14 protein-coding genes are annotated in these 12,735 nt (G+C 67.5%); 7 read left to right on the top strand and 7 right to left on the bottom strand.

Annotated features, from left to right (window positions below):
* Nucleotides 1-35: 35 nt before the first annotated feature.
* Together ACLBYA_RS22375 and ACLBYA_RS22370 are read left to right on the top strand one after the other, a co-directional pair.
* Nucleotides 36-533 (top strand): protein disulfide oxidoreductase, encoded by a 498-nt coding sequence (locus ACLBYA_RS22375; protein ID WP_447711642.1) that lies wholly within the window; start codon nucleotides 36-38, stop codon nucleotides 531-533.
* Nucleotides 534-1,391: a cytochrome c biogenesis CcdA family protein gene (locus tag ACLBYA_RS22370; protein WP_447711641.1), complete on the top strand. Its 858-nt coding sequence runs from the start codon at nucleotides 534-536 to the stop codon at nucleotides 1,389-1,391. It begins immediately after the preceding gene.
* On the opposite strand, the gene ACLBYA_RS22365 is transcribed toward ACLBYA_RS22370, so the two are convergent.
* The 4 genes from ACLBYA_RS22365 to bfr all read right to left on the bottom strand — a co-directional run bounded on the left by ACLBYA_RS22365 (nucleotide 1,342) and on the right by bfr (nucleotide 4,897).
* Nucleotides 1,342-1,779 carry a hypothetical protein gene (locus ACLBYA_RS22365; RefSeq protein ID WP_447711640.1) on the bottom strand — a complete coding sequence of 146 codons (438 nt, stop codon included), beginning with the start codon at nucleotides 1,777-1,779 and terminating at the stop codon, nucleotides 1,342-1,344. The genes ACLBYA_RS22370 and ACLBYA_RS22365 overlap by 50 nt on opposite strands.
* Nucleotides 1,776-2,258, bottom strand: coding sequence for a carboxymuconolactone decarboxylase family protein (locus ACLBYA_RS22360; RefSeq protein ID WP_447711639.1), 483 nt, complete (start codon nucleotides 2,256-2,258; stop codon nucleotides 1,776-1,778). Before ACLBYA_RS22360 ends, ACLBYA_RS22365 begins: the two co-directional genes overlap by 4 nt.
* Nucleotides 2,259-2,300: 42 nt before the next feature.
* Nucleotides 2,301-4,340, bottom strand: coding sequence for an MDR family MFS transporter (locus ACLBYA_RS22355; RefSeq protein ID WP_447711638.1), 2,040 nt, complete (start codon nucleotides 4,338-4,340; stop codon nucleotides 2,301-2,303).
* A 77-nt stretch (nucleotides 4,341-4,417) separates the two neighbouring features.
* Complete coding sequence (gene bfr / locus ACLBYA_RS22350; protein WP_447711637.1) at nucleotides 4,418-4,897, bottom strand: bacterioferritin; 480 nt, start codon at nucleotides 4,895-4,897, stop codon at nucleotides 4,418-4,420.
* Nucleotides 4,898-5,390: 493 nt separating this feature from the next.
* Between bfr and ACLBYA_RS22345 the strand changes: the two genes are divergently transcribed.
* Entirely contained in the window at nucleotides 5,391-5,582 is a 192-nt protein-coding gene (locus ACLBYA_RS22345; protein WP_447711636.1) for a (2Fe-2S)-binding protein, read from the top strand.
* Here the strand turns inward: ACLBYA_RS22345 and ACLBYA_RS22340 are convergent.
* Nucleotides 5,579-6,334, bottom strand: a complete 756-nt coding sequence (locus ACLBYA_RS22340) for an enoyl-CoA hydratase/isomerase family protein (protein WP_447711635.1) — start codon at nucleotides 6,332-6,334, stop codon at nucleotides 5,579-5,581. The two genes, ACLBYA_RS22345 and ACLBYA_RS22340, sit on opposite strands and share 4 nt — an antisense overlap.
* On the bottom strand, nucleotides 6,331-7,041 hold the full coding sequence (locus tag ACLBYA_RS22335) for an EthD domain-containing protein (RefSeq protein ID WP_447711634.1): 711 nt from the start codon (nucleotides 7,039-7,041) through the stop codon (nucleotides 6,331-6,333). Before ACLBYA_RS22335 ends, ACLBYA_RS22340 begins: the two co-directional genes overlap by 4 nt.
* A 98-nt stretch (nucleotides 7,042-7,139) precedes the next feature.
* Between ACLBYA_RS22335 and ACLBYA_RS22330 the strand changes: the two genes are divergently transcribed.
* Nucleotides 7,140-9,143, top strand: a complete 2,004-nt coding sequence (locus ACLBYA_RS22330; protein ID WP_447711633.1) for an FUSC family protein — start codon at nucleotides 7,140-7,142, stop codon at nucleotides 9,141-9,143.
* On the opposite strand, the gene ACLBYA_RS22325 is transcribed toward ACLBYA_RS22330, so the two are convergent.
* Nucleotides 9,140-9,763 (bottom strand): PaaI family thioesterase, encoded by a 624-nt coding sequence (locus ACLBYA_RS22325; protein ID WP_447711632.1) that lies wholly within the window; start codon nucleotides 9,761-9,763, stop codon nucleotides 9,140-9,142. The two genes, ACLBYA_RS22330 and ACLBYA_RS22325, sit on opposite strands and share 4 nt — an antisense overlap.
* 132 nt (nucleotides 9,764-9,895) lie before the next feature.
* On the opposite strand from ACLBYA_RS22325, the gene ACLBYA_RS22320 reads away from it, so the two are divergent.
* From ACLBYA_RS22320 to ACLBYA_RS22310, 3 genes are read left to right on the top strand one after another with little or no spacing between them, the layout of a single operon-like run.
* A complete protein-coding gene (locus tag ACLBYA_RS22320; protein WP_447711631.1) occupies nucleotides 9,896-10,567 on the top strand; it encodes a GntR family transcriptional regulator in 672 nt (223 codons plus the stop codon).
* Nucleotides 10,568-10,624: 57 nt separating this feature from the next.
* Nucleotides 10,625-12,034, top strand: a complete 1,410-nt coding sequence (locus tag ACLBYA_RS22315; protein ID WP_447711630.1) for an allophanate hydrolase — start codon at nucleotides 10,625-10,627, stop codon at nucleotides 12,032-12,034.
* Nucleotides 12,031-12,723: a cysteine hydrolase family protein gene (locus ACLBYA_RS22310; protein WP_447711629.1), complete on the top strand. Its 693-nt coding sequence runs from the start codon at nucleotides 12,031-12,033 to the stop codon at nucleotides 12,721-12,723. Before ACLBYA_RS22315 ends, ACLBYA_RS22310 begins: the two co-directional genes overlap by 4 nt.
* The last annotated feature ends 12 nt before the right edge of the window (nucleotides 12,724-12,735 follow it).

Genomic DNA, 12,735 nt, shown 5'->3' with positions numbered 1-12,735 from the left:
GTGACGCCGTGTGCCCATCACGGAGAGGTCGCCCCATGAGATTCCCGCATATCCGCCGCCAGATCGTGATCCTGGCGATCGCACTGTCATCGCTCGGTGTCGCGGCACCACCGGCCGCCGTCGCCGACGACCGGCTCGCATTCAGCGGCACCACATTGTCCGGGGCGCCGTTCGACGGCGCCACGCTGCAGGGCAAACCGGTGGTGCTGTGGTTCTGGACGCCGTGGTGCCCGTTCTGCAATCAGGAGGCGCCGACGGTGGCACGTGTGGCAGCCGCCCACCCCGCCGTGACCTTCGTCGGCATCGCGGCCCGCTCCGACATCGCTGCGATGCAGGGCTTCGTGGCCAAGTACGGGCTGGGGTTCACCAATCTCGACGATGCGGATGGATCGTTGTGGTCACGCTTCAACGTGCCGTGGCAGCCCGCGTATCTGTTCGTCCGGCCGGACGGTGCGTCGACATTCGTCAACAATCCGACTACGGCGATCTCGGAGGGCGAGCTCACCGACCGGGTCCGTGCGCTGACCGACTAGATGGCCCTCGATCTGATCGGGCCGGCCTTCGGCGCCGGTCTGGTCGCCGCTGTGAACCCGTGCGGATTCGCGATGCTGCCGGGCTATCTGGCCCTGGTGGTGACGCCCGGCGATGGGCTGTTTCGCGCGGTCGGCCGGGCTGCGGCAGCGACGGTGACCATGACGCTCGGTGTGCTCCCGGTGTTCGCGGCATTCGGCGCGTTGACGGTGTCGCTGGCCTCGATCGTGCAGCGGTATGTGCCGTTCGCGACCGTCGTGATCGGTGCCGCCCTCGTACTGCTGGGCGGGTGGCTGCTGTCCGGCCGAACGCTGGGGCTACCGCTGCGAGCCGGGTCGCGCTGGGCGCCCACCGGCAGTATCGGCTCGATGCTGTTCTACGGCATCGGATTTGCGCTGGCATCACTGTCGTGCACCGTCGGCCCGTTCCTCGCTGTCACCGCGAGCGCCGCACGCGGTGGCGGGTGGGCACAGGCCGTGCCGGTGTATGTGGCCTATGCGGCGGGTTTCGCGGTGATCGTCGGCGCGCTGGCGGTGTCGTTGGCTGTGACCAGCACCGCGATGGTAGATCGGATACGGGGAATTCTGCCGCATGCCAACAGATTCGGTGGTGCGCTACTGGTTCTGGTCGGGCTCTACGTCGGGTACTACGGCGCTTACGAAATTCGGTTGTTCCACGGTGACGCCTTACCCGTGGATCCGGTCGTCGCAGCGGCCGGGCGGGTTCAGGGTGCGCTGGCAGCCTGGGTACACGCGTACGGCGGATGGCCGTGGCTGGTGCTGTTGGCGGCGGCCTTGGGTGCCGGTGCGGTCATCCGGCGAGCAGCGCGATCCCGCCGGCGATCAGGGCCACCACCTTGACCGATTCCAATGCCACATAAGCGATGTGGGCCCGTGATCGGGGTAGCTCGGCGGCCCGCTGACCGGCGGCCAGCACCGCATCGGAACGCCGGGCCAACCGTGGCCGGACGGCGAGTAGTTGCACAGCCAGACAGGTCACGGCGACACCGACCGCGATCAGCACCGGGGGTGTGGGCCGGAAAACAGCCAGTGCGAAGACGATTCCGATCGCCAACCCCACCTCCACGGCATTGAGCGCACGGAACACCAACCGCCCGATACCGAGCCCGAGCGGCAGCGTCACGCCGGGCGCCCGGAACTTCAGCGGCGCCTCCAGGAACGAGATGGCCGACACCATGCCGAGCCAGACGAAAATGAGTGCGACGGCGGTCGCGGCGGCGGGTGTCAAAGGGTGATCTTGCAGCTCTGCCCGATGTCGAGGGTGCGCAGCATGCGGCCCATGCCCAGCCACATCGCACAAGACAGTGCCAGATCGGTCAGCAGTTCTTCGGAGAACTGTGCGCGGCACCGCTCCCAGAACTCCTCGTCGTCACGCAGCCCGGTGTGGTCGATGGCGAACCGCTCGGCGAATTCGGCAGCGACACGTTCCTGCTCGCTGTAGCCGGGCCAGGTCTGCCAGACCGCGGCGTGGTCGTACAGGTCCTCGTCCACCCCGGCCGCCGCACCCTCGGAGTCCCGGGTGTTCTGGCAGACGACACATTCATTGTTGAGCGCGATGACCATCCGGGCCAGTTCGCGCACCCGCATGGGCAATCGGTTCTTGTTGTAGACGGCGTGGGTGAATCCGGCCATCGCGACCCCGATATCGGGCGACTTGGTGATCCACGCGGCGGCGTCGTCGTCTGCGAAATCTCCGATACGGCTCATGAGGTGGAGCGTACGCCCGAACCGACCCAATTGGAACGTGTTCTAGTTTTTCGTTCCGGCGGTGATCTCGGCGCGATCCTCGACCCACTGCGGCTGCAGCATCATCCGCTGGGCGATGCGCTCCAACGCGGTCTCGACCTGCTCGCGGTCCGGTCGCCCGGCATGGCCCGGGGACTGCTCGAGGCGTTCGATCAACTTGCTCACCAGCGCATCGATGGCCACCCTGACCTGCTGCGCGCCGGATTGTGTCAGCCACAGCTGATCGCCGGTGCGCAGCGCGTACCCAGTGTCGACCACACGGACGAACGATGGCTCCAGGATCTCCGGCGGCACCCGCTTGGCGTCCGCAATCTGGGTCAATGTCGCCGAACCGTACATCTGGTTGTGCCGGTAGATCTGCACGACGGCCCACAGTCTGGCCACGTCCAGTTCGCAGCCCGGGTGACCGCTGAGCTTGCGCAGCCGGATGTCGGGAGAGTCCCGGAATATCCGCGCCACCGCCATCTCCAGGATCTCGTCGGAGGTCTCCAGGACCGGCATGCCGAAGCCCTCGCCGAGGTCGGAGGCCGATACCGTCTCCATCTCGCGCAGCGGGACTTCCTTGAGGAACAGCGACACCACAAAGCCGACGGCGGCCACCGGCGCCGCGCACAGAAAGACCAGACCGAGCGCATCGGCGTAGGCCGCCACGATCGGTGCCGCGGCGACCGGATCGAGTTCACGCAGCAACTGTGGAGACTGCGCCGCCGCGGGCGGTGCGCCGCCGGCGGCCAACGCTGCCGGGATGCGACCGGCCAGGAAGTTTGCGAACAGCGACCCGAAGATGGCTGCGCCGAAGGAACTTCCGATGGTCCGGAAGAACGTCACACCCGAGGTGGCCACACCGAGGTCGGCGAATTTGGAGGTGTTCTGTACCACCAGCACGAGCACCTGCATGCACAGTCCGATACCGGCGCCCAGCACGAACAGATACAGCGACTGCATCCACAACGATGTGTCGGCATCCAGCGTCGACAACAGCAGGAAGCCGACGAACATGGTCGCGGTGCCGGCCACCGGGAACACCTTGTAGCGGCCGGTACGTCCGACGATGGAGCCACTGCCGATCGAGGTGATCAGCATGCCCGCCACCATCGGCAATGTCCGCAGACCCGACACCGTCGCCGACACTCCGTCGACGAACTGCATGAAGGTGGGCAGGAACGTCATCGCGCCCAACATCGCGAAACCGACGATGAACGCCAGCACACAGCACACCGTGAACACCCGATCGGCGAACAGCCGGATGGGCAGAATCGGTTCGGGCGCACGCCGTTCCACCGCGACGAAGGCCGCCAGCGCCAGCACCGAACCGACGAAAAGCCCGATGATCACCGGTGAGGACCACGCATACTCGGCACCGCCCCAACTGGTGGCCAGCGTCAGCCCCGAGGCGCCCAGACCGACCAGCGCGATGCCGGCGTAATCGATGACGGGCCGGGCGTTGCGCGCCAACGCGGGGATCGCGATGGCAGCCACCGCGAACACCACGATCGCCACCGGCACATTGATCCAGAACGCCCACCGCCAGGACAGATGGTCGGTGAAGAAGCCACCGAGCAACGGGCCGATCACGGTCGTCACCCCGAACACCGCACCCAGCGCCCCCTGATAGCGGCCGCGATCGCGCAGCGGTATGACCTCACCGATGACCGCGGTGGCCGTGACCATGATGGCCCCGCCGCCGATGCCCTGCAGGGCGCGGGCGGCCACCAGCATGGACATCGATCCGGCCAGGCCGCACAGCACGGACCCGGCCAGGAAGAACAGGATCGCCGCTTGGAACACCAGCTTGCGACTGAACAGGTCGCCCAGCTTGCCGACGACCGCGGTGGCGATGGTCGATGCCAGCAGATAGCTGGTGACGACCCAGGATTGGTGACCGGCGCCGCCGAGGTCGGCGACGACGGTGGGCAACGCAGTCGCCACGATGGTCTGGTCCAGCGCGGCGAGCAGCATGCCGAGCAACACGGCGACGAAGATGATGTTGCGCCGCTGCGGACTGATCACCGCAGCGGTCGAACCGGCGTCAACAGCCGTCACGAACTCCCCCTGGGTCTCCCCGACCCAACGAATATTTAGCTTCGCTACTTAATATACGCCGAGCCGGGGCACCGAAACTACTGCGGGGGGCGGGACACGCACTGCGCGGAGTAGAGCTCCTCGCCGAGCTTGCCCATCAACTCCAGTTGGGTTTCCAGATAGTCGATGTGGCTTTCCTCGTCGGCCAGGATGGTCTCCAGGATGCTCGCCGACGTGGCATCACCCTTTTCGCGGCACATGATGACGCCGGGCCGAAGCCGCTCGACCACCTCGTACTCGATGGCCAGGTCGGACTCGAACTGCTCGCGCAGCGTCTGGCCGACCCGCAGTGAGAACAGTCGCTGGTAGTTGGGCAGCCCGTCGAGAAGCAGAATGCGGTCGGTGATGGTCTCCGCGTGACGCATTTCCTCGAATGATTCTTCCCGCGTGTGACGGGCCAATTCGGTGAATCCCCAATTGTCCTGCATTTTGGAATGCAGGAAATACTGGTTGATCGCCGTGAGTTCGCTTGTCAACTGCTCATTGAGCAGTTTCAGAACGTCCGGATCGCCTTGCATGTCGCTCCTAAGCACCTTGAGGGCTGGTCAGGTGTCGCTAAAGCCGTGCGTCTCTGAATCTAGTCCAGGCAACGGTCCGCAGCGAGGGTGCGACGGGAGGTTCGTGATGATTTTTTGGCCCTTGTCGGCGCGCCATAGGTGAGGCTAACCCTAGTCAGAGGCCTTTCTATGGACTGGCTTCCCTAAGTTAGGTTACACTGACCTAACTTAGGGACGATGTCGTCGGATCGGCCGCCGAAACCCTCCGGTCGCCAGGACAGCAAGGACGGAAACAGTGAGCGATAGTCGATTCAATTCGATTCCCTCGCCCGCCGTGCGCAATTTCCGCCCGAACGATCACGTCTCGAATTTCAAAATTTACCATTCGAATTCTTCGACTGCTTTCCACGCCGGTATTTCGCCGATATTCACGGCGGCTGGACGCCTGAATTCATGCGCCGGTGCGGGGCCCGCCGGATTTTTCCCCCGAGCAATGACGTCGGTGGGCTGAGCGATGTTCGTCTGCCTGTGCACCGGTGCCACCACCCAGGCCGTGCATGACGCCGTCGCCGCCGGTGCGACCACGTCCAGGCAGGTTGCCGATGCCTGCGGAGCGGGCTCGGACTGCGGGCGGTGCCGGCGCACAGTGCGCGCCATTCTTGCGGCCGCCCGCACCGCCGAATGCCCGGTGCACGCCGGTCGCTAGCCGCGCCCGTCGTTGAACGAGGCCAGGGCGTCGACATTGGCGGCCTGTCCCAGCAGTTCGGCGAACAGGGCGTTCTCCCGTTCCGAGGCCGCGACGATCGACGGCCGGATGGCCTCCATCATCGTCTGCTTCACCGCCAGCAGGCTGCCCAGCGGGCGCGAGGCCAACACCTCGGCGTGCCGGCGTGCCTCGGCCAGCAGCTCCTCGGGCTCACACACCTTGAACACCAACCCCATTCGCATGGCCTCGTCGGCGTCCACCCATTCCGAGGACAGCAGCAACCAGGCCGCGTTCTGCCGCCCGATGAGTCGCGGCATCAGATAGGACGAGGCCGCCTCGGGCGGCACCCCCAGGCTGGTGAACGGGCATTTCAGCCGCGCCGTGCTGGACATGAACGCCAGGTCCGCATAACCCAGGATGGTTGCGCCGATGCCCAGGCCGACACCGTTGACCGCGATGATGAGCGGCTTCGGGAACGCCGTCAACGCCTCGATGAGACCGCGGAAGCCATACTTGCCCGGCTTGTAGTCGGGATCTGTGACGAGCTTCTGCATCTCGACCAGATCGTTGCCGGCACTGAACGCACGGCCCGCGCCGGTCACCAACACCACCGACACCTCGGGGTCCTCGGCCGCGGCCAGCAGCGCCTCGGTGGTCGCGTCGTACAACGCCTCGCTGAAGGCGTTCAGCGCCTCGGGGCGATTCAGCGTCAGGGTCCGGACCCGGTTGTCATCGGAGATCAGAAGTGTCACGCCTGCACTGTATGCGCAGGGGTCCACAGCACGTACCGGCTGGTGGGCACCGTGTCGATATTCCGGTCGGCGCCGAAGCGCGCCACACTGGCCGCCATCTTACCCATCCGGTCGGCCAGATCCGCATCGTCGGCCGCGCCGAAGAACGCGCGCAGGTCCGAGATCGCCTCGATGGGGAACAGTTCCTCGACGATCGCGTCGATCGCCGGGGCGTCCGGGGTGAGCGCACGGACCACGGTGTTCTGGGTGTAGCCGAAGGTCGACTGAGTGGCGATTGCGACCGGGGTGTGGTCGATATGCCAGCGCGCCAACCACGTTGACACATCCAGGTCGGCGGGCCGGCGCAACAGCGCGATATTGGCCAGGCCAGGGGTGCGCGCGCTCGGTGGCACATCGGGGCCGGCGAGCGGTACCGATTCGGTCACCAGATACGCGGCCAGCGACTGGCATTCGGCCCTCAACTGCGCCAGCGCCGCGGCCAGTGCCGCGCCGTAGTACTGCTGGGTCCAGATGCTCACCACCGCGACGACGGGCGGATCCAGCGTCGTGAGCGTCATCATCGATGCCCGCACCGCGTCGTCGCGCACGTTGACCGTCAGCCCGGCCAGGTCGAGCTCGGAGAGCGCCGAGGCGACCCGGGTCCGGAGTCGTTGACACCATTGCTCATCGGCATCGGCCGAACGCATGGCGACCATCACCTTTTCCACCAGCAGAACCTAGCAACCGGGGTCGGGTCCGGACGCGAGTCGGTCACGTCGGCGGCGAATACCGGTGGTACCAGAGCGACTCGGGTGACAATGGCGGGATGATCTGGAGCCGCCGGCTGCGACTGACGCTGTACGACTCGGGCGCGGTGCTGCGCAGCCTGGCCGGGGTGCTGGGCATCGTGGCGGTGTCATTGGTGCTGGGTGTGCCGGCCCAGGTGTCCGCGGCCGCCGGTGCCGCCGTCGCCGGCATCGTGGCCGGGGCCAGCGCGCTGCAGGACAGCCCGCGGGGCAGATTCCCGATCGTCGTAGTCGTCTCGGTGGAGATGGCGCTGGCGGTGTTGCTCGGCGCATTGGCCGGCGGTGACGATATCGCCCTGCTGATCGTGTTGACGGTGTGGTGCGTCGCCGCCGGGCTGCACTGGACGTTGAGCGCCAACGCCGGGCTCGTGGCCGCCGCGAGTACGGCGCTGCTGTTGACCACCGAACCACCCGGGTCGACGGCCGCCGCCTTCGGCGCCGCCGGGCTCGCGTTGGCGGCCGGGCTGACCCAGGCCGTGCTGATCGCCGTGTGGCCGCAACGTCGTTGGCGCACCCAACGCAGCGCCCTCACCCGCGCCTACCTGTCGCTGGCCGCCGATGCCGACCGGATTGCCGTCGACCCGCAGGCTCCGGTCGACACCGAGCCGCTACTCAAGCTGCGCGAGGCGTTCACCGTCAGCGAGGCGCTGGCCAAACGTCGCCCACCGATCTACCGCGGCTGGTACGGACTGCCGGAGCGGATCACCGAATCGCTGACCGAACTCGGCGCGCACACCCGGGACGACGCCGTCACCCGGCTGTTGCGCAGTGCCTCCGAGCTCCTGGTGGTCATCGCCCATGCGCGGCGGCGTTCGCGCCGCGATCTCGGTTATGCCACCGGCCAACTCGACGGGGCGGCCGAGGCGGTGACGGGCGCGGCCCGCGAACCGGCGCTGCGACTGGCGAGTCAACTACGCGAGGCCGTCGAGCTGCGGTTCGGACAGTTCGAACCCGAGCAGCTCGCGCACCTGCGCCGCCCGGGTGTGCCGCACGCCGTGATCGCGGTGGCGGCCCTGGTCCGCGAACAGGCCGACCGCAACTCCCCCATCCTGCGGCACGCGGTGCGCCTCACCGCGGCCACCGTGATCGGGGTGGTGGTGTGGCGGTTCGCCGGTGTGCCACACGGCGTCTGGATCGCACTGACCGTCCTGATGGTGCTGCGCCCGGAGACCGCGCATACCTATACCCGCTGTGTATGGCGGATCAGCGGGACGGCCGCCGGGGTGGCGGTCGGGGCGGTGCTGATCGCCGTCTTCGAGCCGTCGGCCGTGGTGTCGGCGGTGCTGGCGGTCGCGATCATGGCCCTGGCATATGCCAGTGCCGAGTTCAGTTATCTGGCGGTGCACGCCGCGATCTCGGCGGCACTGGTGCTGCTCATAAACACCGGCGGTACCGCCGATGCCGAGGCGATCGGTGACCGACTGCTGGCGGTGCTGATCGGCGGTGCGCTGGCGGTGACCGTGCACGTCGCGCTGCCCGACAACGGGCTGGTTCGGCTGCGGCAACGCGCCGGTGAGTTGCTCAAGACCGAGATCGACTATGCGGCAATGGTCGTGCGGGCCTTCGTCCACGATCTCGACCATCCCAAGGAAGCCCTCGAGGCGGCCTGGGCGCGGGCGGTCAATGCCCGCACCGCCTTCGAGGCCAGCGCCGGGGCGACCGGCACCGACTGGCAGCAGTTGCGTCCGTGGATGCGGTCCTACCGCGCGGCACTGAACGCCGTCACCACGTCCTGCGCGACCTTGGAGGCGCATTTGCCTGCACATCCGCCGGCCACCCTGAATCGCGAGTTCGTGGCCGCGGTGGACGAATACGTCAAGGCACTGTCCGGGGATCCCGCCACCCCGGCCGCGCCTTGGCGGGTCGACACCGACGCGCTACTCGCCGCAGGCGCCGGGGTGCGGCAGGCCGCGGCGCTGCTGACCGATGCCGACGCCGCCGAACGGGTGCTGGTGGGTGAGATCGCGACCATCACCGCGGTGGTGACCGAGGTGGCGTCCCGGGATATCGAGGTGAGCCGTTAGTCGCGTGCCCACTTGGGCCGGATGAACACACCTTCGGCCTGCACGGTCGGGCCTTCGGCATCCGATATCGTGCCGGCGGCAAAGGTTTTGACACCTTCGGTGCGGACAATCGCGGCCTCGGTACGCAACGCACCCAGCGGCGTGGGTCGCAGATAGCGGATGCTGATGGTGCCCGTCAGCCGCGGGCTGGTCGCCGGGCTGGCGGCCTCACCGAGTACATGGTCGAGGATCAGCGCGGCGACACCGCCGTGCACATGTCCGGGCGGACCCTCGTAGGCGGCGCCCAGGGTGAATTCGGCCGCGACCGAGCCGTCGCCGGCGCGCTGGACCAGCAGCGGCGGCGCGATCGGATTGCGCAGTCCGATCACCGCGTTACCCCAGGGCATCCGGTCACCGTGCGCGGTGACGCGGACACCGAACGGACCGTCGAGCTGGTTGCTGCGCAACGCCGCGGTCGCCGCGTCGATCTGTGCCTTGGCCGCCGCGACGGTGTCGGCGTCGGTCGCGGTGCGGATGGTGGCGTCGATGAGCTCGCGTACCGACTGGGTGAGCGGCCGGTAGATGAGACGCAGTTGCTCGACATCCTCAGCGCTGAGGTCCTCGAGTGTGAAGTCCAGCATCCAAGAACTAGAACACGTTCTACCGACCCTGTCGAGTCTGCGGCGTTCCCCCGCCGCGACGCGAGCCGGCAAATGTTTCTACGATGGCCGCAGAGCCGACGATGTCGACGCGAAGGGATGATGACAGCAGCCATGGCGGCACCCAGGATGGACGGCCCGGTTCACGAGCTGCCCGCGACACTCGTCGACGTGGCCGCCGACCGGCTTCGTGCCGCCATCCTGAGCGGCGCGCTGGGCCCCGGCGAGAAACTCGTCGAGGAGCAGCTGTGCGCCGACTTCGGAATCAGCCGGGCCCCGCTACGCGAGGCGTTACGGCTGCTGACCCAGCAGGGCCTCGTCGAGCACCTGCCCCGCCGGGGATCGCGGGTCACGGTCTGGTCGCCCTCCGACATCCTGCAGTTGTTCGCACTGCGCAATGTGCTCGAACGGCACGCCATCCAGCTCGCATTGCCGATGGCGGATCCGACGGTCGAGCTGGAACCGGTGCGCCGCATGCTCGACGAGATGGACTGCGCCGCCGACGAAATGGAGCGCGACGACGCGCACCGGCGGTTCCACGCCGCGGTGGTGGGTCTGGCCGGCAACCGTCAGCTCGACATCGCGTTGGCGCCCATCCTGCTGAAACTGCAGCTGCCGATGGCGATGAACCTGCGCGAGGAGGCCCGGCATCACCGGGCCACCGACGGGATCGACCGGCACCGCGCGATCCTGACGGCGTTGGAGAGCAACGATGCCGACACCGTGATCACCGCGCTGGCCGATCACGGCCACCTGCAATTCCTGGATCTGCCGCCGGATCGCTAACACGATCGACACACAAGCGTTCCGAGATCGCCGCAATTCTGTCGACAATCGACAGACATGGGTTTTGATGCACTTGGTCCTTCGATCGGTCCGTCGGTGGCCGAGATTCTGTCCTCACATGCCAGTGGCAGCGGATCGCCGACAAAAACCGCGGCACGGGTCGCCGACGCCATTGCCGCACGTGGCGATGACGGCACCTGGCTGTCCACCGTGTCCCGCGATGACCTGCTGACCGCTGCCGCCGAGATCGAGCGGCGCCCCGGCGCGCGCACCCTGCCGCTCTACGGGGTGCCCTTCGGGGTGAAGGACAGCATCGACGTGGCCGGGGTGCCGACAACCCTGTCCTGCCCGGATTACAGCTATGTGGCGACCGAGACCGCACCCGCGGTCCAGCGACTGCTCGACGCCGGTGCGCTGTATGTCGGCAAGACCAACCTCGATCAGTTCGCCACCGGGCTCAACGGCACCCGCACGCCCTACACGGTGCCGCGCAGCGTCTACGGCAACGAGATGATCTCCGGCGGCTCGAGCTCGGGTTCGGCCCTGGCCGTCGCGCTCGGTCAGGTGCCGTTCGCGGTCGCCACCGACACCGCCGGCTCCGGCCGGGTGCCCGCCGCGCTCAACGGTGTCATCGGGTTCAAACCGTCCCGCGGGCTGATCAGCACCGTCGGACTGGTACCGGCGTGTAAATCGTTGGACTGCATCACGATGATGGCCGGCTGCATCGACGATGTGGACCGGGTATTCGACGTGATGGCCGGCCGCGATGACGCCGACGGGTGGTCACGCGACCGCGGCCCGCGCTATGCCGGCGCACCGATCACGGTCGGCCTTCCGGCGATCGCCGAGCTGGAGTTCTTCGGCGATGACGAGATGGCGCGCGCGCACCTCGCCTTCCGGGAGCGCCTGGCCGGGCAGGTGAACACCGTCGAGGTGTCGCTGGCACCGTTCCTGGCTGCCGGCGAGCTGTTGTACCAGGGCCCGTGGGTCGCCGAAAGGCTGGTTGTGTTCGGTGATTTCCTGGCCGAGCACCCGGATTCGATCCATCCGGTGGTGCGCGACATCCTGCGCAGCGGCGAACGCTACACCGCCGTGGACGCCTTCGCCGCGCTGCAGCGGCTGCAGGAATTGCGCGCCAAGGTGAGCCGGATCTGGCGCGATATCGACGTGCTGATCGTGCCGACCATCGGCACCACCTTCACCGTCGAGCAGGTGTTGGAGCGCCCCATCGACACCAACACGATGCTCGGGCACTACACACATTTCGGCAATCTGCTCGACCTGCTGGGCGTGGCAGTCCCGTTGGGCCGCACCGCCGACGGCCGCCCGTACAGCGCCACCGTGCTCTCGGCCGCCCAGCGCGACGACCTGGCACTGCAGGTGGCCGCCCAGATCCTCGACGAGCCCCGCACCACCGACACCGCCGCAGAAATCACCGTCCCCGCCGTCACCCAGGAGCGCATATGACCCAAACCACGCCCGTCCCCGCCACCCCCGGCCCGTTCGACCTGGTCGCCGAGAAGACCGCCCTGATCATCATCGACATGCAGCGAGACTTCCTGCTGCCCGGTGGTTTCGGCGAGAGTCTGGGCAATGATGTCGACCAGCTGCTCAAGGTGGTCCCGCCACTGGCTGCGCTGATCGCCGCGGCGCGGGAGGCCGGCATCCTGGTCATCCACACCCGCGAGGGTCACAAGCCCGACCTGTCGGACTGCCCGCCGGCCAAGCTGAATCGCGGGGCGCCGTCGAAACGGATCGGCGATGCGGGCAAGTACGGCCGCATCCTGATCCAGGGCGAATATGGGCACGACATCGTCGACGAGCTCGCCCCGATCGAGGGCGAGGTGGTGATCGACAAGCCCGGCAAGGGCGCGTTCTACGCCACCGAGTTGCAGGATGTGCTGACCTCAGCCGGCATCACCCAGCTGTTGGTCACCGGCGTCACGACCGAGGTGTGCGTGCACACAACCACCCGCGAGGCCAACGACCGCGGATACGAGTGCCTGGTGGTATCCGATTGTGTCGGTTCGTATTTCCCGGAGTTCCAGCGTGTCGGGCTGGAAATGATCGCCGCCCAGGGCGGCATCTTCGGTTGGGTCGCCGACAGTGCGGCCGTCATTCCCGCCTTACAGACCATCGCCGTCAACGCCGCCTGAGAGGAGTTCACA

This window comes from Mycobacterium sp. C31M, from assembly GCF_053345865.1.
Note: the sequence above shows the minus strand (reverse complement) of the source record. Positions and strands in the feature narration are given on the sequence as shown.

Coding starts and splice junctions, on each gene's coding strand:
- ACLBYA_RS22360 (WP_447711639.1), bottom strand. CDS start 2,258: ATGAGCCGTATCGGAGATTTCGCAGACGACGACGCCGCCGCGTGGATC.
- ACLBYA_RS22345 (WP_447711636.1), top strand. CDS start 5,391: ATGTTCGTCTGCCTGTGCACCGGTGCCACCACCCAGGCCGTGCATGAC.
- ACLBYA_RS22310 (WP_447711629.1), top strand. CDS start 12,031: ATGACCCAAACCACGCCCGTCCCCGCCACCCCCGGCCCGTTCGACCTG.
- ACLBYA_RS22320 (WP_447711631.1), top strand. CDS start 9,896: ATGGCGGCACCCAGGATGGACGGCCCGGTTCACGAGCTGCCCGCGACA.
- bfr (WP_447711637.1), bottom strand. CDS start 4,897: ATGCAAGGCGATCCGGACGTTCTGAAACTGCTCAATGAGCAGTTGACA.
- ACLBYA_RS22375 (WP_447711642.1), top strand. CDS start 36: ATGAGATTCCCGCATATCCGCCGCCAGATCGTGATCCTGGCGATCGCA.
- ACLBYA_RS22370 (WP_447711641.1), top strand. CDS start 534: ATGGCCCTCGATCTGATCGGGCCGGCCTTCGGCGCCGGTCTGGTCGCC.
- ACLBYA_RS22325 (WP_447711632.1), bottom strand. CDS start 9,763: ATGCTGGACTTCACACTCGAGGACCTCAGCGCTGAGGATGTCGAGCAA.
- ACLBYA_RS22315 (WP_447711630.1), top strand. CDS start 10,625: ATGGGTTTTGATGCACTTGGTCCTTCGATCGGTCCGTCGGTGGCCGAG.
- ACLBYA_RS22330 (WP_447711633.1), top strand. CDS start 7,140: ATGATCTGGAGCCGCCGGCTGCGACTGACGCTGTACGACTCGGGCGCG.